The organism is Kitasatospora sp. NPDC088160, from assembly GCF_044741445.1.
Lineage (GTDB): Bacteria > Actinomycetota > Actinomycetes > Streptomycetales > Streptomycetaceae > Kitasatospora.
This window is the reverse complement of sequence record NZ_JBIUSS010000008.1, coordinates 273,542-294,250: the sequence shown is the minus strand read 5'-3', so window position 1 is coordinate 294,250 and position 20,709 is coordinate 273,542. Positions and strand designations below refer to the sequence as shown.

Below are 20,709 nucleotides of genomic sequence, written 5' to 3'. Positions count from 1 at the left end.
GGTGCGGCGGTGCAGCGGCTTCATCTGGATCTACCGTCCCTCTTGGTCGAGCTGGTGGACCAAGCTTCCCGAACCCGGGGCGGAAGATGCCATGGGGGTGATACATCTTCCGGGACGGGGGTTATCCCTACCCCCGTCCTGGTCGTCGGGCCACTGCCCGGTGCTCGCGGGAGTGTCCACCGGACGTCTTGCGGAGCGGGCAGGGTTCGGGCGGAGCGGAGCCGTCCCCTTAGACTCACGCATTGGCCATGATTATGACCGTGCGAGGAAACGTCGTAGAACTGCCTTGAGGGGCTGTTCACGGCCGAGGTGGAGGGCGAAGGCATGGAGGGGCAGCATGCGGCTGCCGTCGCGGCCGACCCGGCGGTCGGCGGCGGCTACTTCGACGCGTACGCCGCGATGGGCCTGCTGGCCGTCGTCGGGGTGCTCTTCGTCGCCGTGGCGTTCACGGCCAACCGACTGCTGCGGCCGGTGGTCTACTCGCCCGAGAAACTCCTCGCCTACGAGTGCGGGGTGGACCCGGTGGGCGAGGACTGGGCGCACACCCAGATCCGCTACTACGTGTACGCCTTCCTGTACGTGATCTTCGCGGTCGACGCGATCTACCTGTTCCCGTGGGCGACGGTCTTCGCCACCGCCGGGTACGGCGCCGGAACGCTGATCGAGATGTTCCTCTTCATCGGCTTCCTCGCGGTCGGCCTGCTCTACGCCTGGAAGAAGGGCGTTCTGGAATGGACGTGACGCACACCCACTCGCACGGCGCCCAGGGCGGCCCGGTCCCGCTCGGCCTCCCGGACCCGTCGCGCCCCGGCGCCGTCGAGCGCCGTGGCATCGGCCCGCTGGCCCGGCTCGCGCCCGACCCGGTCAAGGTCGTGCTCAACTGGGGCCGCCGCTACAGCCTCTGGTGCTTCAACTTCGGCCTGGCCTGTTGCGCGATCGAGTTCATCGCCGCGTCCATGGCCAAACACGACTTCATCCGGATGGGTGTCATTCCGTTCGCGCCCGGACCCCGTCAGGCCGACCTGATGATCGTCTCGGGGACGGTGACCGACAAGATGGCGCCCGCCGTCAAGCGCCTCTACGAGCAGATGCCCGAGCCGAAGTACGTCATCTCCTTCGGCGCCTGCTCCAACTCCGGCGGCCCGTACTGGGACTCCTACTCGGTGACCAAGGGCGTGGACCAGATCATCCCGGTCGACGTCTACGTGCCCGGCTGCCCGCCCCGGCCCGAGGCGCTGCTCCAGGGCATCCTCAAGCTCCAGGAGAAGATCGCCGCCGAGTCGCTGCCCGACCGCTACACCGCGCCCGCGGCGGCGCTGCGCCGCCCGCTGGTGACGGGGCCTTCGACCGAGGGAGGGGTCTCGTGACTTCCGCCGAGCAGTACGCGGCGTCGGTCGGGGAGTGGGCGACCGGCGCCGAGGCTTACGGGCTGGTCACCGTCGACGTCCCCGCCGAGCACTGGATCGAGGCGCTCACCAGTGCCCGCGACACGCTTGGCCTGGGCTACTTCGACTGGCTGAGCGCCGTCGACGAACTGGCCGAGGGCTTCTCCGTGGTCGCCCACCTCGCCTCCGCCGACGCCCCGGGCGTGCGCCACCTGGCGCTGCGCACCCGGGTGCCGCGGGACAAGGCCGCGCTGCCCACCGCCGTCCCGGTCTACGCGGGCGCCGCCTGGCACGAGCGCGAGACCCACGAGATGTTCGGCATCGACTTCCCCGGACACCCCTACCTCGCCACCCTGCTGCTGCCGGACGGCTTCGAGGGGTACCCGCTGCGCAAGGAGTTCGTGCTCGCGGCCCGGGTCGCCAAGGCCTGGCCGGGCGCCAAGGAGCCGGGCGAGTCGGACCACGGCGACGGGCCCGCCCGGCGCAAGATGCAGCCGGCCGGGGTGCCGGACCCGAACGAGTGGGGGCCGCTGAAGGGCACCCTGCCGCCGGTCGCCGAGCGGCCCGCGCGCGGTGCGCGGGCGGCGGGCGCGGCCGGGCGGACGCCCCGGGCTGCGGGTGCTGGTGCTGGTGCTGCTGGTGCTGGGGCCGGTGCTGCTGCCGGTGCCGAGGGTGCGGCGGTGCGGGCGGACCGGCCGCGGCGGACCAGGACGGTGGCGGAGGGGTCGGCGAGTCAGGCGGGGGCCGAGGCTGCTGGTGCCGGTGCTCCGGCTGCTGCTCCGAGCGCTGCTTCGGCCGCTGCTCCGGCTGCCGGCGAGGCGGCGCCCGTGGTGCGGGCGGACCGGCCGCGCCGGGTCAGGTCGGTGTCCGACGGATCGGTCAGCCAGGCTGCGGAGCCGGCGCCCGCCGAGGCTGCCGAGGCCGCTGCGCCTGCCGAGCCGAAGGCCGAGGGCTCGGCGTCGCCGCGGACCCGGTCCTCGGACGCGCCCTGGCACAACCCGGTGCCCGCGCACGACGAGCCCGCGAAGCCCGCCGAGGCGCAGGCCCCGGCCGAGCCCGCGAAGCCTGCGGAGGAGCCTGCCGAGGAGCAGTCGCCCGCCGAGCCGACGAAGCCCGCCGCGCCTGCGGGCGGGCAGGACGAGACGTCGGCCGGACCGGCCGGCCAGGACGGAGACGGCGCGTGAACCTGCTCGACACGGTGCTGCGCTGCGTCGCCACCCTGGTCGTCTTCCTCACCTTCCCGCTGGTCATCGGCCAGACCGAGCACAAGGTCATGGCGCACATGCAGGGCCGGCTCGGCCCGATGTACGCGGGCGGCTTCCACGGCTGGGCGCAGCTCGTCGCGGACGGCGTGAAGTTCGCGCAGAAGGAGGACATCGTCCCGGCCGGGGCGGATCGCCGGATCTTCCAGCTGGCGCCCGCCGTCTCGCTGCTGCCGTACCTCTTCGTGCTGCTGGCGATCCCGGTCGGCCCGAACGGCTTCGTCGGCCAGGCGATCGACGCCGGCCTGTTCTTCGTGCTGGCCGTGATGGGTGTCGGCGTGATCGGCAAGCTGATGGCCGGCTGGGCCTCGGCGAACAAGTTCTCGCTGCTCGGCGGCCTGCGCACGGCCGCGCAGCTGATGTCGTACGAGCTGCCGATGGTGCTGGCGGCGGCCTCGGTGGCGATGGCCGCCGGCACGCTCTCGCTGCCCGGGATCGTGGACGCCTGGGAGTGGTACTGGCTGCCCTGGCAGCTCATCGGCGCGTTCGTGTTCTTCACGGCCGGTCTGGCCGAGCTCCAGCGCCCGCCGTTCGACATGCCGGTCGCCGACTCGGAGATCATCTTCGGCGCGTACACCGAGTACACGGGCCTGCGCTTCGCACTGTTCCTGCTGTCCGAGTACGTGGGCATCCTGGTGGTGTCGGCGCTGACCGCGGTGCTCTTCCTGGGCGGCTGGCACGGCCCGCTGGCGGACCAGCTCGGCTGGCTCTGGATGATCCTGAAGACCTTCGCGCTGGCCTTCGTGGTCATCTGGCTGCGGGTCACCTACCCGCGTCTGCGCGAGGACCAGCTGATGCGCTTCGCGTGGACCGTGCTGATCCCGCTCGCCCTCGTCCAGCTGGCCCTGACCGGCGTCATCAAGGTGGCGATCTCATGAGTTTTCCCGGTGCCGGCCTGGCCAAGGGCCTGGCCGTGACCCTGCGGACGATGACGAAGAAGACCGTCACCGCGCAGTACCCCGATGTGCAGCCGGTGCTGCCGCCGCGTTCGCGCGGCGTCATCGCGCTGCTGGAGGAGAACTGCACGGTGTGCATGCTCTGCGCGCGCGAGTGCCCGGACTGGTGCATCTACATCGACTCCCACAAGGAGACGCTGCCGGCCGCCGAGCCGAACGCGCGGGCCCGCACCCGTAACGTGCTGGACCGGTTCGCCATCGACTTCTCGCTCTGCATGTACTGCGGGATCTGCATCGAGGTGTGCCCCTTCGACGCGCTGTTCTGGTCGCCCGAGTTCGAGTACGCCGAGACCGACATCCTGGAGCTGACCCACGAGCGGGACAAGCTCCGCGAGTGGATGTGGACCGTCCCGGCGCCGCCGGCGCTGGACCCGGCGGCCGAGGAGCCCAAGGAGATCGCCACCGCGCGCAAGGCTGCGGACAAGCTGGCCGCCGCAGCCGCCGCAGCCGCCTCGGCGGCCTCGGATGAGGGGGAGGCCCAGTGAACGCCGCCACCCTGCTCGCGGCGACCGGCTCGCTGGAGCCGGCCGCCCGTTCGTTCCTGTCCCCGACCGGGGTGGAGATCGTCTTCCTGCTGGTCGGCATCGCCGTGCTCGGCTCGGCCGTGGTCGCCGTCAGCACCAAGCAGCTGGTGCACGCCGCGCTCTGGCTGGTGGTCGCGCTGGGCGGGCTGGCGGTGGAGTTCCTGCTGCTCACCGCCGAGTTCATCGCCTGGGTGCAGGTGCTGATCTACCTCGGCTCGGTGATCGTCCTGGTGCTGTTCGGGCTGATGCTCACCAAGGCACCGATCGGGCGCTCGCCGGACGCCGACTCCAAGAACCGCTGGGTGGCCCTGGCCGTGGCGCTCGCCTCGGCCGGGACACTGGTGACGCTGGTCGTCGACGCCTTCCGGACCTCCTGGATCGACCTCGGCGCGGGGGGCGGCTCGGCCGCCGTCACCGGGGCGAGCCTGTTCCGCCACTGGGTGCTGCCCTTCGAAGCCCTCTCCGTGCTGCTGCTGGCGGCGCTGGTCGGCGCGATCGTGCTGTCGCGCGGGTCGAAGCGGCGGGTGCCGCCGCCCCGGGCGGGCCGGCTGCGCGCCGGCCGGCCGGTGGGCTCGAACGGGACCGTCGCCGCCACCGTGCCCCGGCCTGCGCCGGAGAGCCCGGCGGCCGCAGAGGCTGCGCCGTCCGCGTCGGAGGAGAGCTGATGCACCTCGCCTACCCCGTCGTCCTCGCCGCGCTGCTGTTCAGCGTCGGCGTGTACGGCGTGCTCGCCCGGCGCAACGCCGTCCTGGTCCTGATGTCCGTCGAGCTGATGCTCAACGCCGTCAACCTCAACCTGGTCGCCTTCGACACCTGGCTGCGCGACTCGCTGCACGCCGGCCAGGCGCTCACCCTGTTCACCATCACCGTCGCCGCCGCCGAGATCGGGCTGGGGCTCGCCATCGTCCTGCTGCTGTTCCGGGCCCGGGGCACCGCGGACATCGACCGGGCCACCGCGCTCGGCGATCCGGCGGAGCCGCTCGCCGAGGAGACGCCGGCCGGAGCCGAGGCGCTGAAGGGCCAGGCCGCCGTATGAACCTCGCCCTGCCCGCCCTCGTCCCCGCGCTGCCCGCACTCGGGGCCGCCGCGACCCTGGCCGTCGGCAAGAAGGCGCCCGGCCTGGCCCGGCCGCTGGCCATCGTGCCGGTCGCCGTCTCGGCCGTGCTCGCCCTGGTCGTCGCCCTCCAGCTCGGCACCGGCCAAGCGCTGGACGCCGCCACCCGGCTCACCCCGACCGGCGGCCCGGACATCGCGCTCGCCCTCCACCTGGACGGCTTCAGCTCGCTGATCTCCGTGCTGGTCGGCCTGGTCGCCACCTGCGTGCAGGTCTACTCGACCGCGTACCTCAGGAAGGACCCGCGCTACCCGTCGTACGCCGCGCTGGTCTCGCTGTTCACCGCGGCGATGTTCCTGGTGGTCTACTCGGGCGACCTGATCGTGCTGCTGGTCGGCTGGGAGGTCATGGGCATCTGCTCGTACTTCCTGATCGGCCACCACTGGGAGACCGAGGACGCCCGCTCGGCCTCGCTCAAGGCCTTCCTGGTCACCAAGCTCGGCGACGTGCCGTTCCTGTTCGGGATCTTCCTGCTCGGCGCGGACGCCGGCAGCTTCCGGATCCCCGACGTGCTGGCCGCCGCGACCGACGGGCGGCTCGGCCACCCGACGCTGATCGCCCTGCTGCTGCTCGCCGGGGTGGCCGGCAAGAGCGCGCAGTTCCCGCTGCACACCTGGCTCCCGGACGCCATGGCCGGCCCGACGCCGGTCTCCGCGCTGATCCACGCCGCCACCATGGTCGCGGCCGGCATCTACCTGGTCGCCCGGCTGCTGCCGGTGTTCCTGCTGTCGGGTGCGGCGCTGGTCGTGCTGGCCGTGATGGCCGCCGTGACGATGATCGGCTCGGCACTCTGCGCGCTCGCCCAGGACGACCTCAAACGGGTGCTCGCCTACTCCACCGTCGGCCAGCTCGGCTACATGGCCGGGGCGCTGGCCGCCGGCGACCGCGAGGCCTCCGTCTTCCACCTGGTCAGCCACGGCGCCTTCAAGGCGCTGCTGTTCCTGGCCGCCGGCGTGGTGATCCACGCCGCGCACACCAACTCGATCTCCGCGATGTCCCGGATCCCCGGGCTGCGCAAGCGCGTCCTGGACGCCTACTGGACGATGGGCATCGCGCTCGTCGCCCTGGTCGGGCTGCCGCCGTTCTCCGGCTTCTTCAGCAAGGAGGCGGTGCTGACCGCCGCCGAGCACGCCGCCAACGGCGAGGCGCTCACCAACGGGCTCGGCCCGGCCTCGGCCGTGCCGGAGGCCGCCGGGTGGATCGTGCTGATCTCCGCCGGACTCACCGCGCTGCTCACCGCCGCGTACGCGACCCGGCTCTTCCTGGTCAGCTTCCACAGCCCGCAGGCTGAAGGGGCGCAGGCTGCCGGGGCGTCGCAGGCCGCAGCGTCGCAGGCCGTGGCGCCTGCGGCCGGGCACGAGGCGGACGCGCCGTACTCGCCAGAGCTCGACGAGGCCGACCCGGCCACCGCCGAGCCGCCCGCGATGCGCTGGCCGCTCTGGGTGCTGGCCATCCCGACCATGGGCTTCGGCGTCGCCGGGCTGCGCTCGGACTGGCTGCCCGCGCTGCTGGACGGCGGCTCGCTGCGCCCCTCGGCCGTCACCGCCGTCATCGGCACCGGGCTCGCCGTGGTCGGCGTGCTCGCGGCGTACGGCGCCTGGCGCTCGGCGACCGCGCGGCTGGCCACCGGCCGCCCGGCCCCGGCCGACGCCGGCCGGGTGCCCGAGCAGGCCGGAGCCCCGGCCGCCGAGGTGATCGTCGCCGACCCCGGGCGCACCCTGCTTGGCCCGCTGTTCGGCCCGGCCCGGCACGGCTTCGGCGTCGACCGGCTGTACCACGCGCTGTTCGTCCGCCCGGTGACCTCCGCCGCCCGGCTGGTCCGCTTCCTCGACCGCGAGGTCGTCGAGACCTACGTGCGAGGCAGCGGGGTCGGCGCCAACCTGCTCGGCCGGGCCGTCCGGCTCGCGCAGACCGGCAACGCGCAGACCTACCTCAGCGCGCTGCTCGCCGGCGTCGTCCTGCTGGCCGTCCTGGTGGCGGTGTAGCGGATGCCGTACCCCCTCTCCCCGGTTCCCCCGATTCCGACCGCCGCCCGTAGGAGCCCCCGATGAACGCAGTCCTCATCGCCCTCCTGGTGCTGCCGCTGCTCGGCGCCGCGCTCACCCTGGCGCCGGCGTTCGGCCGGGAGCCGGCCGCCGCCGACCGGCGGGCGCTGCGGCTGAACACCGTCGTCACCGGCGCGGTGCTGCTGCTCACCGTCGCCCTGGCGGCCGGATTCGACCACGACGAACCCGCCCGGATGCAGGCCACCACCGACGTGTCCTGGATCCCGGCCCTCAACGTGCGCCTCCACCTCGGCGTGGACGGCGTCTCGCTGCCGCTGATCGTGCTGACCGCACTGCTCACCTTCCTCTGCGCGCTGTACTCGGAGAAGCGGCTGCCGGGCGGGGACGCCCGGGGCGAGGCCGCTGATGGGCGCCGTCCGTCGGCGAAGGCCTTCGTCGGGCTGTTCCTCCTCCTCGAAGTCGGCATGCTCGCCACCTTCGCGGTGCTGGACCTCCTGCTCTTCTTCCTGGCCTTCGAGATCGTGCTGATCCCGATGTACTTCCTGATCGCCCGCTGGGGGAGCGGCGCGAAGGCCCCGGCCGCCAACCGGTTCATCCTGTACACGCTGCTCGGCTCGGCCGTGATGCTGCTCGGCTTCCTGCTGATCGGCAGCAAGGCCGGGACCTTCGACATGCAGGCCCTGGCCGCCGCGCACGGCAACGGCCTGAGCCACACCACCCAGGTGATCGCCGCCCTGGCGATCATGGTCGGGCTCGCGGTCAAGGCCCCGGCCTGGCCGCTGCACAGCTGGCTCCCGGACGCGCACACCGCCGCTCCGACGGTCGGCTCGGTGCTGCTCGCCGGCGTGCTGCTGAAGATGGGCACGTACGGTCTGGTCCGCGTCCTCCTCCCGGTCGTGCCCGACGGCACCGCGACGCTCGCCCCCTACCTGGGCGCGTTCGCCGCCGTCGGCATCGTCTACGGATCACTGGCCTGTCTGGCGCTGGCCCGCCCCGGCGCCAAGGGCGACCTCAAGCGCCTGATCGCGTACTCCTCCGTCGGCCACATGGGCTTCGTGCTGCTGGGCATCGCCTCCCTCACTCCGGTGGGCGTCAACGGCGCGCTGTTCGCCAACATCGCCCACGGTCTGATCACCGGTCTGCTGTTCTTCCTCGTCGGCGCCCTCAAGGACCGCTACGGCACGGCGGACCTCGACACCCTCTCCGGCGCCACCGGCGCCGCCCTGTACGGCCGCGCCCCGCGGATCGGCGCGCTGCTCGCCTTCGCCGCCGTCGCCAGCCTCGGCCTGCCAGGCCTGGCCGGCTTCTGGGGCGAGCTGCTCGCCATGTTCGGCGCGTTCGACCCGGCCGACGGCCTGTCGCGCCCCGCGTTCGTCACCTACATGGTCCTGGCCGGTCTCGGTACCCTCCTCACGGCCGCCTACCTGCTGATCGTGGTCAAGCGCGTCTGCATGGGCGACCCCAAGCAGCCCGCCCCGGTGGAGCAGGTCGCCGACATGCGCCCGTACGAGGCCGTCAGCTGGACGCCGCTGGCCGCCCTCACCCTGCTCGCCGGCCTCTGGCCCGCGCTCCTGCTCGGCCTCTCCGACCCCGCCGTCAAGCACCTCCTCGGGGGTGGCTGACCGTGCTCGGAGCCCAGATCGCCGCACTCGGACCTCACTCCACGGGGCAGCACACTGTGACCTCCCTCGCCGTAGCCAACCCGGGCAGCCTGATCCAGTCCGTGGACTGGGTGGCGATCGCGCCCCCGCTGATCGCCGCGGTGGCCGCCCTCGCCGTCCTGCTCACCGACCTGTTCCTGCCCGAGCGGCACCGGAAGTGGCTCGGCCGCCTCGCCGCGGCCGGACTCGCCCTCGCCCTCATCGCACTCCTCCCCCTCACCGGGGGATCACCCCGGGCGACCTTCTGTGTGCAGAACGTAGCAGGGGGGTCTGACAACGCGGGCTGCTCGTACGTCGCCGACCACTTCGCCCTGGTGTTCCAGCTGCTCGCCCTCGGCGGTGCGCTGATCGCCGCGCTGCTCTCCGCGCACACCGTCGAGGAGGAGAAGCTGCCCGGCGGCGAGTACTGGTTCCTGCTGCTCTCCAGCGCCACCGGTGCCGCGCTGCTGCCCGCCTCCCGCGACCTCGCCACCATGGTGATCGCGCTGGAGGTCGCCTCGCTGCCCGCCTTCGCCCTGGTCGCGCTGCGCCGGGACGGCCGGGGCGCCGAGGCCGCGCTCAAGTTCTTCGTCTCCTCCGTCACCGCCACGGCCGTGATGCTGCTCGGCGTCGGCTTCGTCTACGCGGCCAGCGGCAGCCTGCACCTCGGCGCCGTCGCCCAGGGCCTGGAACACGCCCCCGGGCAGCTCAAGCCGCTGGCCGAGGCGGGCGCCGTGCTGACTCTGGTCGGCTTCGCCTTCAAGGTCGCCGCCGTCCCGTTCCACTTCTGGGTGCCCGACACCTACACCGGCGCCCCGCTGCCGGTGGCCGGTTACCTCTCGGTGGTCGGCAAGGCGGCCGGCCTGTCCGGCCTCGCGCTCGCCACCACCATCGCCTTCCGCCCGTACGCGCACACCTGGGGCCTGGCGCTCGCCGTGCTGGCCGCCGTCACCATGACGGTGGGCAACGTCGGCGCGCTGCGCCAGCGCTTCGACACCCGCTACAGCGCGGTGCGGCTGCTCGCCTGGTCGTCCGTCGGCCAGGCCGGCTACCTGCTGGTGCCGCTCGCCGCCGCCGGCTACGCGCCCACCGGGGTCGATCCGCTCGGCGCCACCGCCGCGTACGCGCTGATCTACGGCGTGGTGAACCTCGGCGCGTTCGGCGTGGTCGCGGCGGTCGGCCGCCGGGCCGGGACCAGCGTGGACGACTTCCGCGGCCTGTTCGCCCGGCGCCGCTGGACGGCCCTCGCGCTCGCCTTCTTCCTGCTCTGCCTGGCCGGGCTGCCCCCGGGCGTGATCGGCCTGTTCGGCAAGGTCGTGGTGTTCCGCGCGGCCGTCGACGCCGGGCTGGGCTGGCTGGCCGTCGTGATGGCCGTCAACGTGGTCGTCGCGCTGTACTACTACCTGCTCTGGACGACCCGGCTGTTCGCCCCGGCGCCGGGTGCCGAGGAAGGTGCCGAACCGGGCGCCGCTCCGGTCGGCGGGGCCGGGGCCGAAGGCCGGCTGCCGGCCACCCTGACCGCCACGCTGGGGCTCACCGCCTCGGTGGCCGTGGTCCTCTCCTTCGCCCCGCAGCTGGTCCTCCAGGTCGCCGGCGGAAGCCTGTTCTGAGCGCGCGCCCGCCCGGCCGGCCGCCGCGGTCCGGCCCGGCGGGGTGCCGCGGTGGTGTCACGCCGGTCACAAGGGAACAAGGCCCAGGCCCCCACCCGTTGACCGGGCAAGAGGGACGAGGCAGAAAGGGCTTCCCCACCGCACCATTGGAGGGCCTGACGTGCACCGCCGGCACAACGGACTGAGGACCGCCGTCCTGCTCGGCGGCCTCTCGGCGCTCATCTTGGTGATCGGCGGATTCTTCGGCCGAACCGGCTTGGTGATCGCCCTGCTGGTCGCCCTCGGCACCAACGCCTACGCCTACTGGAACAGCGACAAGCTCGCGCTGCGGGCCATGCGGGCCCGGCCGGTCAGCGAGATCGAGGCGCCACGGCTCTACCGGATCGTCCGCGAGCTCTCCACCGCGGCCCGCCAGCCGATGCCGCGCCTCTACATCTCCCCGACCCCCGCGCCGAACGCCTTCGCCACCGGCCGCAACCCGCGCAACGCGGCCGTCTGCTGCACCGACGGCATCCTGCAGCTGCTGGACGAACGCGAGCTGCGGGGTGTGCTCGGGCACGAGCTGAGCCACGTCTACAACCGGGACATCCTGATCTCCTCGGTCGCCGGGGCGCTCGCCTCGGTGGTGATGTTCCTGGTGAACTTCGCCTGGCTGATCCCCTTCGGTCGCAGCGACGACGACGACGGGCCCGGCCTCTTCGGCATGCTCGCCATCATGATCCTCGGCCCGCTGGCGGCCGGGCTCATCCAGCTGGCCGTCAGCCGCTCCCGCGAGTACCAGGCCGATGCCGACGGCGCCCGGATCACCGGCGACCCGCTCGCCCTGGCCGGCGCCCTGCGCAAGCTCGACGCCGGCACCCGCCGGCTGCCCCTCCCGCCGGAGCCGCAGATCCAGACCGCCAGCCACATGATGATCGCCAGCCCCTTCCGCCCCGGCGAGGCCGGCGCCCGGCTCTTCTCCACCCACCCGCCGATGGCGGAGCGCATCGCCCGGTTGGAGCGGATGGCGGGCTACGGGCGCTGAGGCCCGCGCTCCGCGCGGGGCCGGAGGTCAGGCCGGCAGGTCCTCGTAGGCCCGGCGGAGGCGGTGGATCCCCTCGGCGGTGTGCGCGGAGCTCTCGGCGGCCGCGTAGCTGAGGCGCAGGTGCGGGGCCGGGGGTTCGGCCGCGTGGTACGGGCGGCCGGGGGTGACCTGGACGCCGGCGCGCAGGGCGGCGGCGGTGAGGGCGCCGTCGTCGACGCCGTCCGGGAGCCGCAGCCACAGGTGGTAGCCGCCGGGCCGGTAGGTGCCGAGCAGACCGGGCAGTTCGCGCTGCAGGGCGGCGACGGTGGCGGTGCGGCGGGTCCGCAGTTCCGCCCCGAGGGCGCGCAGGTGCCGGGCCCAGCCGGGGTCGGCGACCAGTTCCAGCGTCGCCTCCTGGAGCGGCCGGGGCACGAAGAAGCTGTCCACCACCTGGGTGGCCCGCAGCCGGGCCAGGGCCGGGCCGCGCGCGGTGAGCGCGCCGACCCGAAGATTGGGCGAGGCGGCCTTGGTCAGCGACCGCAGGTGCACCACGACCCCGTCCTGGTCGTCGGCGGCGAGCGGGCGCGGCAGCGCGGGGGCGTCCGCGTGGACGAGCAGGCGGGCGAAGTCGTCCTCGACGACGAACGCGCCGGCCGCCCGGGCGATCCGCAGCACCTCGGAGCGCCGGGTGGGGGAGAGCACCGCGCCGGTCGGGTTCTGGAACAGCGGCTGGCAGACGAAGACCCGCGCCCGGGTGGCCTCGAAGGCGTCGGCCAGCAGGTCGGTGCGCACGCCGTCGGCGTCGACCGGGACGGGGACGGGCCGCAGCCCGGCCGCGCGGACGACCGCCAGGATGCCCGAGTAGGTCGGCGACTCCACCAGGACGGGCGCGCCGGGCGCGGCGAGCGAGCGCATGGCCACGGTGAGCCCGCCCTGGCCGCCGGAGGTGATCAGGACGTCCCCGGCGCCGATCGGCCCGCCGGTGCCGCCGATGTCGCGGGCGAACCAGCCGCGCAACTCGGTGAGGCCGTCGGTGGGCGGCCGGTTCCAGGCGCCCGGGCGCCGTCCGGCCCGGGCGAGGGCGGTGGCCAGCAGGCGTTCGGGCAGCAGCGAGGCGTGCGGGTAGCCGCTGTTGAGGTCGATGACGTCGGGCGGGGGCACGCGGAGGGTGGCGAACACCGGGGCGGCCAGCAGGTCACGGGGGTCGGAGTCGGCGCTGAGCGCGACCTCCTGCCAGGAGAGGTCGCCGGGACGGGCGGCGGGCGCGGCGGTGCCGGCCGGGCGCCCGGCGAAGGCCGCCGCCCGGAACACCCCGGCGCCCGGCCGGGAGACCACCAGGCCCTCGGCCGCGAGGACCGCGATGGCCCGGGAGACCGTCACCGGGCTGACCTGGTGGCGCTCCACCAGCACCCGGCTGGACGGCAGCTTTCGCCCCTCCGGGTAGCGCTCGACCTCCCGTCGCAGCCTGTCGGCGAGTTCGGTCACACTGCTACGCTCGTTCATGACGGCACAAGATAGCGCTACCCGCCCGTCGGCGGTAGCACCGCGAAGCCCCGCCTCCGGCACCGCCCTGGCCGCCCTCGGGGTGGCCTCCTTCTCCCTCAGCTTCCCCGCCACCGCGTGGGCCCTGACCGGCTTCGGGCCGTGGACCGCGACCGGGCTGCGCGGAGCGCTGGCGGGGGTGCTGGCCGCGCTCTACCTGGCGGCCGTCGGCGCCCCGCTGCCGAAGCGGCGGCACTGGCCCGGCCTGCTGGTGGTGTCGGGAGGCTGTGTGCTGGGCTTCCCGCTGCTGACCACGCTCGCCCTGCGGACCTCCTCGACCGCCCACTCGGCTGTCGTCATCGGTGTCCTGCCGCTGGCCACCGCGGTGGTCGCGGCGCTGCGCACCGGCCGTCGGCCGTCCCGGGCGTTCTGGGCGGCGGCGGTGGCGGGGGCGGCGGCCGTCCTCGGCTTCACCCTGCTGCAGAGCGACGGTCGGCCGACCGTCGCGGACCTGCTCCTGTTCGTCGGGGTAGCGATCTGCGCGGCCGGGTACGCGGAGGGCGGGCGGCTCTCCCGGGACCTGCCGGGCGCCCAGGTGATCGCCTGGGCGGTGGTGGCCGCGCTGCCGGTGACGCTGCTGACCACCGCCCTCGCGCTGCCCGCCGAGCCGGTCCACCTCGGGGCGAAGGCGCTGACCGGGCTGGCGTACACGGCGGCGGTGTCGCAGTTCGGCGGGTTCGTGCTCTGGTACCGGGGGATGGCGGAGATCGGGGTGCCGAGGGCCAGCCAACTGCAACTCGCACAGCCGCTGTTGACCCTGGTCTGGTCGGTGCTGCTGCTGGGCGAGGACCTGCCCGCGGCCGCACCGGTCACGGCGGTGGTGGTGCTGGTCTGCATCGCGGTCACCCAGCGGGCCCGGACCTGAGGCGGGCCCGGAGCTGAGACGGTACGGGCGCGCGGGCCACCGGGTCGTCAGAGCGGGGTGCCCTCCTGGGGGCGGTAGACGCAGAGCGCGCAGATGATGAAGACGTCCAGTGCGATCACCACGAGCGACCAGAGCGGGAAGTACGGCAGGACCAGGAAGCTGTCGAGGGCACTCAGCGAGGTGAGGAGGATACCGGCGTAGCGGGCCCAGGCGGCGCCCTTGAGCAGGAACGCGCCGGTCACCGCGACCAGCACGCCGACGATGATGTGGACCCAGCCCCAGCCGGTGAGGTCGAACCGGAAGACGTAGCGGGGGGTGTGGACGAAGAGGTCGTCGTTGGAGACCGCCATGATGCCCCGGAAGGCCTCCATGATGCCGTTGATCAGCATCAGCACACCGGCGAACATCACCAGGCCGGGCGCCCAGTCGCTGAACTGGTTGCCCGGCGTCGGCTGCGGCGTGCCGGGGCCGGTGCGCCAGGTCTGCCCGGGCTGCTCAGGGTCGGTGCGCCGGGTCTGCCCGGGCTGCTCGGGGCCGGTGCGCGGGGGCTGCTCCGGCTGCTCGGGGTCGGGCGACGGGCTGCTCATGGACTCCTCCAGGGGCCGAACAGGCCTACGGGCGGACCGTACGGACTTCGACCGTCCGTCGGGCCGGGGCGCCGGGCAACCGGGCCGGGGCCGTTCGGGCGACGCGTCGTGCGGGCCCCGCGGTACGCCCGGAGCCCCGGCCCGGCGAGCGTGACGGGGGTCCGGGGCCGGGGTCCGGGAGCGGGGGTCGAGGGCGGTGGGGGCGGGAAGCCCGGCGCGAACCGGTTCGCGCCGGGCCCGCGCTCGTTAGGATGAGCGGGTGCCCCGCCGGCTCCGGGGCGCGGCATCCGGAGGGAGTGGGCCGTCATGGCAGACGAGAGGCACGCCTCGGCGGCCGCGGAAGCGCCCGTCCGAAGGCGCGGCCAGGGCGAGTTGGAGGCACAGGTACTCGCGGTGCTCCAACGGGCGCCCGGCCCGGCCACCGCGGGGTGGGTCCAGGAACGCCTGGAGGGCGACCTGGCGTACACCACCGTGATGACCATCCTGTCCCGGCTGCACGCCAAGAGCGCCGTCTCGCGGTCCCGTTCGGGCCGCTCCTACCTGTGGCAGGCCTCCTCCGACGCGGCCGGGCTGGCGGCCCTGCGGATGCGCCGGATGCTCGACGGAGAAGCGGACCGGGACGCCGTCCTGGCCAGCTTCGTGAGCGCGCTGCTCCCGCACGACGAGGACCTGCTGCGGGCGCTGCTGGACGCCGCGTCCGTCGATCCGGCAGCGGCCGACCGTGAGAGCTGACCCGTGGGCTTCTTCGTCTTCCTCCCGCTCATCCTGCCGCTGACCGCGGTGCCGATCGCGCGTCTCACCGAGCAGCACCTGCACCCGCGCGGTGCGGCCCGGCTGATGACCGTGATCAGCGCGGTGATGGCGGTGTGCAGTGTGCTCTGCCTCGGCCTGATCGGCGTGGTGGGCACCGCGCAGATCCCCGGCAACCCGCTGCCGGACAGCTGGTCCGACCCGGAGGTGCGGGCCGCGCTGCCGTACCACGAGACGTTCGGGACGGCCGCGATGTGGCTGCTGGTCCTGGTGGCCGCGGCCTGTGCCCGGACGGTCGGCCGGCATCTGCGGGTGCGCTCCCGGGCCCGGCGGGCGCTGACCGGGTTGCCGGCGGGGCCGGAGTCGGCCGGCGACCTCGCGGTGCTGCCGGACCGCAGCCCGTACGCGTACGCGCTGCCCGGTTCGCCGGGGCGGGTGGTGGTCTCCACCGGGATGCTGGCCGGGCTGCCCGAGGACGAGCGGGAGGCGCTGCTCGCGCACGAGCGGGCACACCTGCGCCACCGCCACCACCGGTACCTGCTGACCACCCAACTGGCCGCCTGCGTCAACCCGTTCCTGCGGCCGCTGCAGTACGCGGTGGCGTTCAGCGCGGAGCGCTGGGCGGACGAGGAGTCGGCGCAGGAGGTGGGGGACCGCCGGATCACCGCGCGGGCGGTGGCCCGGGCGGCCCTGGTGTCGCACGCGGCGCCGGCGCCCGGCTTCGCGGCCTTCGCCGCCCCGGCGCCCGCGCCCGGCCCGGTGCCGCGCCGGGTCGCCGCACTGCTCGGCCCGGTGCCGACGTCCCGCAACTGGCCCCCGGCGAAGACCCGGGCGGGCCTGGCCGCGATGGTCGCCGCGGCCGGTACGGCGGCGTCGGCGCTGTGCGCGCTCAACGCCGCCGTGGCCCTGCTGGTGGTGCTGAAGGCCGTCACCCCGCTGTAGACCGGGTGGATCAGGCAGATCAGGCAGTGGCGAGCGCGTCCAGGGCGGCCTCGGCGTCGGCCAGGGACTTCGCGGCGATCGGCTGCAGCCCGGCCAGGGCGGGGATGTCGTCGGCGCGGGTGAGTTCGGCCGGGACGATGTGCAGGTGCTCGGCCGGGACGCCGAGCCTGGCGAAGTAGGCCCGCAGGTACGGGGTCTGGAAGTCGAAGGCCTCACGCGGGGTGCCGGGGCCGTAGCCGCCGCCGCGGGCGGCCGCGACGACGACCCGGGTGCGGCGCAGCAGGCTCTCGCCGGTGGCCGGGTCGGTGTAGACGCCGGGGAAGCTGATCCGGTCGATCCAGGCCTTGAACACGGCCGGGACGGTGAGGTTGTACATCGGCACGCCGAGCAGCACGGTGTCGGCGGCGAGCAGCCGGTCGACCAGCGGGTGGGTGAGGGACCACTCGTGTTCCTCGTCCGGGCCTTCGGCGAGGGCGGCGATGTCGGAGGCCGGGATGGTCCCCTTGCGTTCGACGCGGCGGCCGAGCATGGCGTACCCGGCGCCGATCGTGGCGACCGGCTCGGCGGCGAGGTCCCGGTAGACGTACCGGCCGGCGGAGCCGTGCCGGGCGCGCCAGGCGGCGGCGAACCGGGCGGTCAGCGCGCGGCTGACCGAGTCGCCGAGGCTGATGCTGGAGTCCAGGTGCAGCAGGGTGGTGGTGGTCACAGCGTTCTCCCGTCACTTCGGTGGTGGGTGGATCGTCATCGGTGTGACGGGCGGGGCCGAGGAAAGGTGACCGATGGACCGGGACGAGGTGCTGGCGGCGCGGTTCGAGGCCGAGCGGGGGAGGCTGCGGGCGGTCGCCCAGCGGATGCTCGGGTCGACGGGCGAGGCGGAGGAGGCCGTCCAGGAGGCGTGGCTGCGGCTGGACCGGGCCGGCCCGGACGAGGTGGACAACCTGCCGGGCTGGCTGACCACGGTGGTGTCGCGGATCTGCCTGGACGTGCTGCGGGCCCGCGCGGTGCGCCGCGAGGAGCCGACCGGTGACGCGTTGCCGGCCGGTCTGCCGGACCCGGCGGCCGGGGCGGGGGCCGAGGGCGCGGACCCGGAGCGGGAGGCGCTGCTGGTCGACTCGGTGGGCCGGGCGCTGCTGGTGGTGCTGGACCGGCTGGGGCCGGCCGAGCGGGTCGCCTTCGTGCTGCACGACGGTTTCGCGGTGCCGTTCGAGCAGATCGCGCCGATCGTCGGCCGGACCCCGGTGGCCGCCAAGAAGCTGGCCAGCCGGGCCCGGCAGCGGGTGCGCGGGGCGGCCGTGCTGCCGCCGGAGCGGCTGGCCGGGCACCGGCGGGTGGTGGAGGCGTTCCTGTCCGCCGCCCGGGGCGGGGACCTGGCCGCGCTGCTGGCGGTGCTGGCGCCGGACGTGGTGCGCCGGGCCGATCCGGCCGCGCTGCCGGCCGGGCGTTCCCCGGTGGCCCGGGGCGCGGAGACGGTGGCCCGGGAGACGACGGTGTTCGGCCGGCGGGCCCGGTTCGGCGCGGTGGCACTGGTGGACGGGGTGCCGGGGATCGTGATCGCCCCGGGCGGGCGGTTGCGGCTGGTGCTGCGGGTGGCGGTGGCGGACGGCCTGGTGGCCGGCTACGAGGTGGTCGCCGACCCGGAGCGGCTGGCCGCCCTGGAGCTGGCCGTGCTGCCGGAGTGACCGGGTCGCGCCACCGGATCCGGCGGCCCCCAGCCTCAGCCGTCAGCCGTCCAGCGCGTCCCGGAGCCGGCGGAACTCGGCGGCCAGCCCGTCCAGCGTGTAGTGCGCGTTGAGCCCGCTCGGGTTGGGCAGCACCCACACCTCGGTGTCGCCGATGCCCTCCGGCTGGCGGCCGATCGCGGCCCGCCGCTGCCCGAAGGCCGTCCGGTAGGCGCCGATGCCGAGCACGGCCAGGACGCGCGGGCGCAGCCGCAGCACGCGTTCGGTGAGCGCGGCGCCGCCCTCGCGCAGTTCCTCGGCGGTCAGTTCGTCGGCCTTGGCGGTGGTGCGCGGGGCGACGTTGGTGATGCCCAGGCCGAGCGCGGGCAGTTCGCCCTGCTCGTCCGGGCGGAACTGGCGCGTGGTGAAGCCGGAGCGGTGCAGGGCGGGCCAGAAGCGGTTGCCGGGCCGGGCGAAGTGGTGCCCGGTGGCGCCGGACCACAGGCCCGGGTTGATGCCGCAGAACAGCACCCGCAGTCCGGGCCCGGTGACGTCCGGGATGGTGGTGTTCTTGGCCGCCTGGAGCTGTTCGGCGGTGGGCTTCACGGGAGGGAGGGGCTGGTTCGGCACCCGGCCAAGTCTGCCCGTTCCCTGATGAGCCGGGTACGCCGGTTCCGCAGCCAGCGGAGGCCGAACACCACCAGTGCCGCGTACGCCCAGCCCGCGAAGATGTCCACGATGAAGTGCTCGGCGCCGTACACCAGGGTGAACGCCATCGCGAGCGGATAGGCGACCAGCAGCGCCCGCAGCCAGGGGCGGGCCGTCGGCCAGAAGAAGAACAGCAGCATCGCCGGGTAGGCGGAGTGCAGCGAGGGCATCGCGGCGACGTCGTTGGCGAACTGGCTGCCGTTCTCGACCAGCGAGTTGGCCTGCGGCAGCCCGCTCGTGGAGATCACGTCCCATACGACCCGGGTGAGCCCCGGCAGGTGGCCCTCCTGGGCGACCAGCCACGGCGGGTCGGCCGGGTAGAGCAGGTACGTGGCGAAGCCGGCGAAGGTGAGCAGCAGGTAGCAGGCGAGCAGTTGCCGGAACCGCTCGTGCCGGCGCCGCCAGAGCACCGCGAGCAGGACGAAGACCAGGAAGAAGTGCGAGAGGTAGACGACGGTCGCCGCGTAGTCGTACCAGTGCGGCGAGCCGGGCGTCCACAGCGCGTGCTGGAGCCGGACGGTCCAGGTCTCGCCGAAGCCGAGCACCTCGTCGGCGCGCAGTTGCGGCAGCCAGTGCGGGGCCCACGGGGTGTGCGCGCCGTAGCCGCGCAGCAGCGAGTACGTCCAGACCGCGGCCATCACCGGCACCCAGTCGCGCAGTACCAGCAGGAAGCCGCGTCGGCCGTGCCCGCTGTGCACGGCCGCCGTCAGCAGGGCGCCGATCAGCCACAGGAACACCACGTCGTTGGCGAAGGCCATGCCCTGGGTGCGCAGGTACCAGACGAGCGCGGTCAGGTAGACCGGCCAGGCCAGCAGCCGGAGTCTCGACAGACCGGTACGGCGGGGGCGGGCGGTCACGGGTCGCAGTCGCCCGGCCCGCGCCGGGGTGGGCGGGGCCGGGCTGAGCAGCTTCGTCATGCTCACCGAAACTACCAACGCAAACTTGGAGGACTCTGGGTGAACCATGACCGCCTCGTAAGAAAGTCGCACAGTCGGACCGCCGTTCTGGCGGCGGAGCAGCGGGGTGACGGCCCCGTCATGAGACGAAGCCCAGCTCGTGCGGGGTGTTGTTGAGCCGGCGGCCGCCGGTGGGGGTGACGGTGACGATGTCCTCGATCCGCACCCCGAAGCGGCCGGGCAGGTAGACGCCGGGCTCGATGGAGAAGCACATGCCGGACACCAGCGGCCGCTCCTCGCCCTCGACCAGGTACGGCGGTTCGTGCGTGGTGATGCCGATGCCGTGCCCGGTGCGGTGGATGAAGTACTCGCCGAAGCCGGCCTCGGTGATCACCCGGCGGGCGATCCGGTCGATCTCCTGGCAGCTGACCCCGGGTCGGACCGCCTCGAACGCGGTCTGCTGGGCGAGCCGGACCACGTCGTGCACCTTCTGGACCTCCGCCGGCACCTCGGTGCCGACGTGCACGGTGCGGGTGGTGTCGGAGCCGTAGCCGTCCTTGAGCCCGCCGAAGTCCAGCACCACGGTGTCGCCGGGCCGGATCACCCGGTCGCCGGCCTCGTGGTGCGGGTCGGCGCCGTTCGGGCCGGAGCCGACCACGGTGAAGTCGACCTGGCTGTGCCCGTACTTGATGAGCAGTGCGCCGAGGTCGGCGGCGACGTCGGTCTCCCGGCGGCCGGCGAACTCGACCTCCAGGATGCCCCGGTAGGCGGCGTCCGCGGCGCCGCCGGCCGCGGCCAGCCGCTCCAGCTCCTCGGTGCCCTTGACCGCGCGCAGCATCGGCAGGGTCTCGGTGAGCGAGGTGAAGCCGGTGCCGGGCAGCGCGGCCTGGAGGCCGAGCAGGTGCATCGCCCAGGCGTTGTCGGAGATGCCGTACCGCCCGGCCGGGTCGAGCAGCGGGCGGACGGTGGCGTACGGGTCTTCGCCGTCGGTCCAGTCGAGCAGCCGCAGGGCCGGGGCGCCGGCCGCCCTCTTGGCGTCCGGGCGCTCCAACCTGGGGACGATCAGCGCGGGTGCGCGTCCGGCGGTGATCACCAGGGCGGTGAGCCGCTCGGTGATCGCGGTGGGCTGGTAGCCGCACAGGTAGACCAGGTCGGGGCCGGGGGCGACGACCAGGCCGGACAGTCCGGCGGCGGTCGCTTCGGCGGCGGCCCGGGCCGTCCGGGCGGTGTAGTCCTCGGTGGTGAAGGGTCGAGGCACGGT

General features: G+C 74.3%; 21 protein-coding genes. 15 read left to right on the top strand and 6 right to left on the bottom strand.

Annotated elements, in window-relative coordinates; all coding sequences use genetic code 11:
* Positions 1-399: 399 nt before the first annotated feature.
* From ACIOGZ_RS15080 to htpX, 11 genes are all read left to right on the top strand, one after another.
* A complete protein-coding gene (locus ACIOGZ_RS15080; RefSeq protein WP_371522778.1) occupies positions 400-741 on the top strand; it encodes an NADH-quinone oxidoreductase subunit A in 342 nt (113 codons plus the stop codon).
* Positions 732-1,367: an NADH-quinone oxidoreductase subunit B family protein gene (locus tag ACIOGZ_RS15075; RefSeq protein ID WP_363579962.1), complete on the top strand. Its 636-nt coding sequence runs from the start codon at positions 732-734 to the stop codon at positions 1,365-1,367. Before ACIOGZ_RS15080 ends, ACIOGZ_RS15075 begins: the two co-directional genes overlap by 10 nt.
* Positions 1,364-2,569 carry an NADH-quinone oxidoreductase subunit C gene (locus ACIOGZ_RS15070; RefSeq protein ID WP_400844386.1) on the top strand — a complete coding sequence of 402 codons (1,206 nt, stop codon included), beginning with the start codon at positions 1,364-1,366 and terminating at the stop codon, positions 2,567-2,569. Before ACIOGZ_RS15075 ends, ACIOGZ_RS15070 begins: the two co-directional genes overlap by 4 nt.
* Positions 2,566-3,525, top strand: coding sequence for an NADH-quinone oxidoreductase subunit NuoH (nuoH, locus tag ACIOGZ_RS15065; RefSeq protein WP_371518357.1), 960 nt, complete (start codon positions 2,566-2,568; stop codon positions 3,523-3,525). Before ACIOGZ_RS15070 ends, nuoH begins: the two co-directional genes overlap by 4 nt.
* Positions 3,522-4,088 (top strand): NADH-quinone oxidoreductase subunit I, encoded by a 567-nt coding sequence (locus ACIOGZ_RS15060; RefSeq protein ID WP_363579964.1) that lies wholly within the window; start codon positions 3,522-3,524, stop codon positions 4,086-4,088. The genes nuoH and ACIOGZ_RS15060 overlap by 4 nt, the downstream gene beginning before the upstream one ends.
* The gene (locus tag ACIOGZ_RS15055; protein ID WP_400986110.1) at positions 4,085-4,792 is read left to right on the top strand and encodes an NADH-quinone oxidoreductase subunit J; all 708 of its coding nucleotides are present in this window, start codon (positions 4,085-4,087) and stop codon (positions 4,790-4,792) included. Before ACIOGZ_RS15060 ends, ACIOGZ_RS15055 begins: the two co-directional genes overlap by 4 nt.
* A complete protein-coding gene (gene nuoK, locus ACIOGZ_RS15050; protein ID WP_400986108.1) occupies positions 4,792-5,163 on the top strand; it encodes an NADH-quinone oxidoreductase subunit NuoK in 372 nt (123 codons plus the stop codon). The genes ACIOGZ_RS15055 and nuoK overlap by 1 nt, the downstream gene beginning before the upstream one ends.
* Complete coding sequence (locus tag ACIOGZ_RS15045) at positions 5,160-7,226, top strand: NADH-quinone oxidoreductase subunit L (protein WP_400986106.1); 2,067 nt, start codon at positions 5,160-5,162, stop codon at positions 7,224-7,226. The genes nuoK and ACIOGZ_RS15045 overlap by 4 nt, the downstream gene beginning before the upstream one ends.
* A 62-nt stretch (positions 7,227-7,288) precedes the next feature.
* Positions 7,289-8,869 (top strand): NADH-quinone oxidoreductase subunit M, encoded by a 1,581-nt coding sequence (locus ACIOGZ_RS15040; RefSeq protein ID WP_363579967.1) that lies wholly within the window; start codon positions 7,289-7,291, stop codon positions 8,867-8,869.
* 56 nt (positions 8,870-8,925) lie between these two features.
* Entirely contained in the window at positions 8,926-10,497 is a 1,572-nt protein-coding gene (locus ACIOGZ_RS15035) for an NADH-quinone oxidoreductase subunit N (protein ID WP_363617875.1), read from the top strand.
* A 160-nt stretch (positions 10,498-10,657) separates the two neighbouring features.
* A complete protein-coding gene (gene htpX, locus ACIOGZ_RS15030; RefSeq protein ID WP_350876984.1) occupies positions 10,658-11,521 on the top strand; it encodes a zinc metalloprotease HtpX in 864 nt (287 codons plus the stop codon).
* Positions 11,522-11,548: 27 nt separating this feature from the next.
* Here htpX and ACIOGZ_RS15025 read toward each other — a convergent pair whose 3' ends face one another.
* Positions 11,549-13,003: a PLP-dependent aminotransferase family protein gene (locus tag ACIOGZ_RS15025; RefSeq protein ID WP_363579969.1), complete on the bottom strand. Its 1,455-nt coding sequence runs from the start codon at positions 13,001-13,003 to the stop codon at positions 11,549-11,551.
* Here ACIOGZ_RS15025 and ACIOGZ_RS15020 point away from each other — a divergent pair.
* Positions 13,002-13,907, top strand: coding sequence for a DMT family transporter (locus ACIOGZ_RS15020; protein ID WP_400809025.1), 906 nt, complete (start codon positions 13,002-13,004; stop codon positions 13,905-13,907). The two genes, ACIOGZ_RS15025 and ACIOGZ_RS15020, sit on opposite strands and share 2 nt — an antisense overlap.
* A 47-nt stretch (positions 13,908-13,954) precedes the next feature.
* Here the strand turns inward: ACIOGZ_RS15020 and ACIOGZ_RS15015 are convergent, their stop codons facing one another.
* Complete coding sequence (locus ACIOGZ_RS15015; RefSeq protein ID WP_363579971.1) at positions 13,955-14,494, bottom strand: hypothetical protein; 540 nt, start codon at positions 14,492-14,494, stop codon at positions 13,955-13,957.
* A gap of 306 nt (positions 14,495-14,800) precedes the next feature.
* Between ACIOGZ_RS15015 and ACIOGZ_RS15010 the strand changes: the two genes are divergently transcribed.
* Together ACIOGZ_RS15010 and ACIOGZ_RS15005 are read left to right on the top strand one after the other, a co-directional pair.
* Complete coding sequence (locus ACIOGZ_RS15010) at positions 14,801-15,226, top strand: BlaI/MecI/CopY family transcriptional regulator (RefSeq protein ID WP_363579972.1); 426 nt, start codon at positions 14,801-14,803, stop codon at positions 15,224-15,226.
* 3 nt (positions 15,227-15,229) lie between these two features.
* Positions 15,230-16,186, top strand: coding sequence for a M48 family metalloprotease (locus ACIOGZ_RS15005; protein WP_350876994.1), 957 nt, complete (start codon positions 15,230-15,232; stop codon positions 16,184-16,186).
* A gap of 19 nt (positions 16,187-16,205) precedes the next feature.
* On the opposite strand, the gene ACIOGZ_RS15000 is transcribed toward ACIOGZ_RS15005, so the two are convergent.
* Positions 16,206-16,892 (bottom strand): NAD(P)H-dependent oxidoreductase, encoded by a 687-nt coding sequence (locus ACIOGZ_RS15000; protein WP_363579974.1) that lies wholly within the window; start codon positions 16,890-16,892, stop codon positions 16,206-16,208.
* 73 nt (positions 16,893-16,965) lie between these two features.
* Here ACIOGZ_RS15000 and ACIOGZ_RS14995 point away from each other — a divergent pair, with 73 nt between their 5' ends.
* Positions 16,966-17,865, top strand: coding sequence for a sigma-70 family RNA polymerase sigma factor (locus ACIOGZ_RS14995; protein ID WP_400844399.1), 900 nt, complete (start codon positions 16,966-16,968; stop codon positions 17,863-17,865).
* A gap of 42 nt (positions 17,866-17,907) precedes the next feature.
* Here ACIOGZ_RS14995 and mug read toward each other — a convergent pair whose 3' ends face one another.
* The 3 genes from mug to ACIOGZ_RS14980 all read right to left on the bottom strand — a co-directional run bounded on the left by mug (position 17,908) and on the right by ACIOGZ_RS14980 (position 20,706).
* Entirely contained in the window at positions 17,908-18,450 is a 543-nt protein-coding gene (mug, locus tag ACIOGZ_RS14990) for a G/U mismatch-specific DNA glycosylase (protein ID WP_400986104.1), read from the bottom strand.
* The gene (locus tag ACIOGZ_RS14985) at positions 18,447-19,469 is read right to left on the bottom strand and encodes a phosphatase PAP2 family protein (RefSeq protein WP_363617892.1); all 1,023 of its coding nucleotides are present in this window, start codon (positions 19,467-19,469) and stop codon (positions 18,447-18,449) included. Before ACIOGZ_RS14985 ends, mug begins: the two co-directional genes overlap by 4 nt.
* A 118-nt stretch (positions 19,470-19,587) precedes the next feature.
* Positions 19,588-20,706, bottom strand: a complete 1,119-nt coding sequence (locus ACIOGZ_RS14980; protein WP_363579980.1) for an aminopeptidase P family protein — start codon at positions 20,704-20,706, stop codon at positions 19,588-19,590.
* Between the last annotated feature and the right edge of the window lie 3 nt (positions 20,707-20,709).

What these genes read in the sequence shown, in the direction of transcription:
- ACIOGZ_RS15080 (WP_371522778.1), top strand. Translation starts at nt 400, where the DNA reads ATGGGCCTGCTGGCCGTCGTCGGGGTGCTCTTCGTCGCCGTGGCGTTC.
- ACIOGZ_RS15075 (WP_363579962.1), top strand. Translation starts at nt 732, where the DNA reads ATGGACGTGACGCACACCCACTCGCACGGCGCCCAGGGCGGCCCGGTC.
- ACIOGZ_RS15060 (WP_363579964.1), top strand. Translation starts at nt 3,522, where the DNA reads ATGAGTTTTCCCGGTGCCGGCCTGGCCAAGGGCCTGGCCGTGACCCTG.
- nuoK (WP_400986108.1), top strand. Translation starts at nt 4,792, where the DNA reads ATGCACCTCGCCTACCCCGTCGTCCTCGCCGCGCTGCTGTTCAGCGTC.
- ACIOGZ_RS15045 (WP_400986106.1), top strand. Translation starts at nt 5,160, where the DNA reads ATGAACCTCGCCCTGCCCGCCCTCGTCCCCGCGCTGCCCGCACTCGGG.
- ACIOGZ_RS15040 (WP_363579967.1), top strand. Translation starts at nt 7,289, where the DNA reads ATGAACGCAGTCCTCATCGCCCTCCTGGTGCTGCCGCTGCTCGGCGCC.
- ACIOGZ_RS15020 (WP_400809025.1), top strand. Translation starts at nt 13,002, where the DNA reads ATGACGGCACAAGATAGCGCTACCCGCCCGTCGGCGGTAGCACCGCGA.
- ACIOGZ_RS15025 (WP_363579969.1), bottom strand. Translation starts at nt 13,003, where the DNA reads ATGAACGAGCGTAGCAGTGTGACCGAACTCGCCGACAGGCTGCGACGG.
- ACIOGZ_RS15015 (WP_363579971.1), bottom strand. Translation starts at nt 14,494, where the DNA reads ATGAGCAGCCCGTCGCCCGACCCCGAGCAGCCGGAGCAGCCCCCGCGC.
- ACIOGZ_RS15010 (WP_363579972.1), top strand. Translation starts at nt 14,801, where the DNA reads ATGGCAGACGAGAGGCACGCCTCGGCGGCCGCGGAAGCGCCCGTCCGA.
- ACIOGZ_RS14995 (WP_400844399.1), top strand. Translation starts at nt 16,966, where the DNA reads ATGGACCGGGACGAGGTGCTGGCGGCGCGGTTCGAGGCCGAGCGGGGG.
- ACIOGZ_RS14985 (WP_363617892.1), bottom strand. Translation starts at nt 19,469, where the DNA reads ATGACGAAGCTGCTCAGCCCGGCCCCGCCCACCCCGGCGCGGGCCGGG.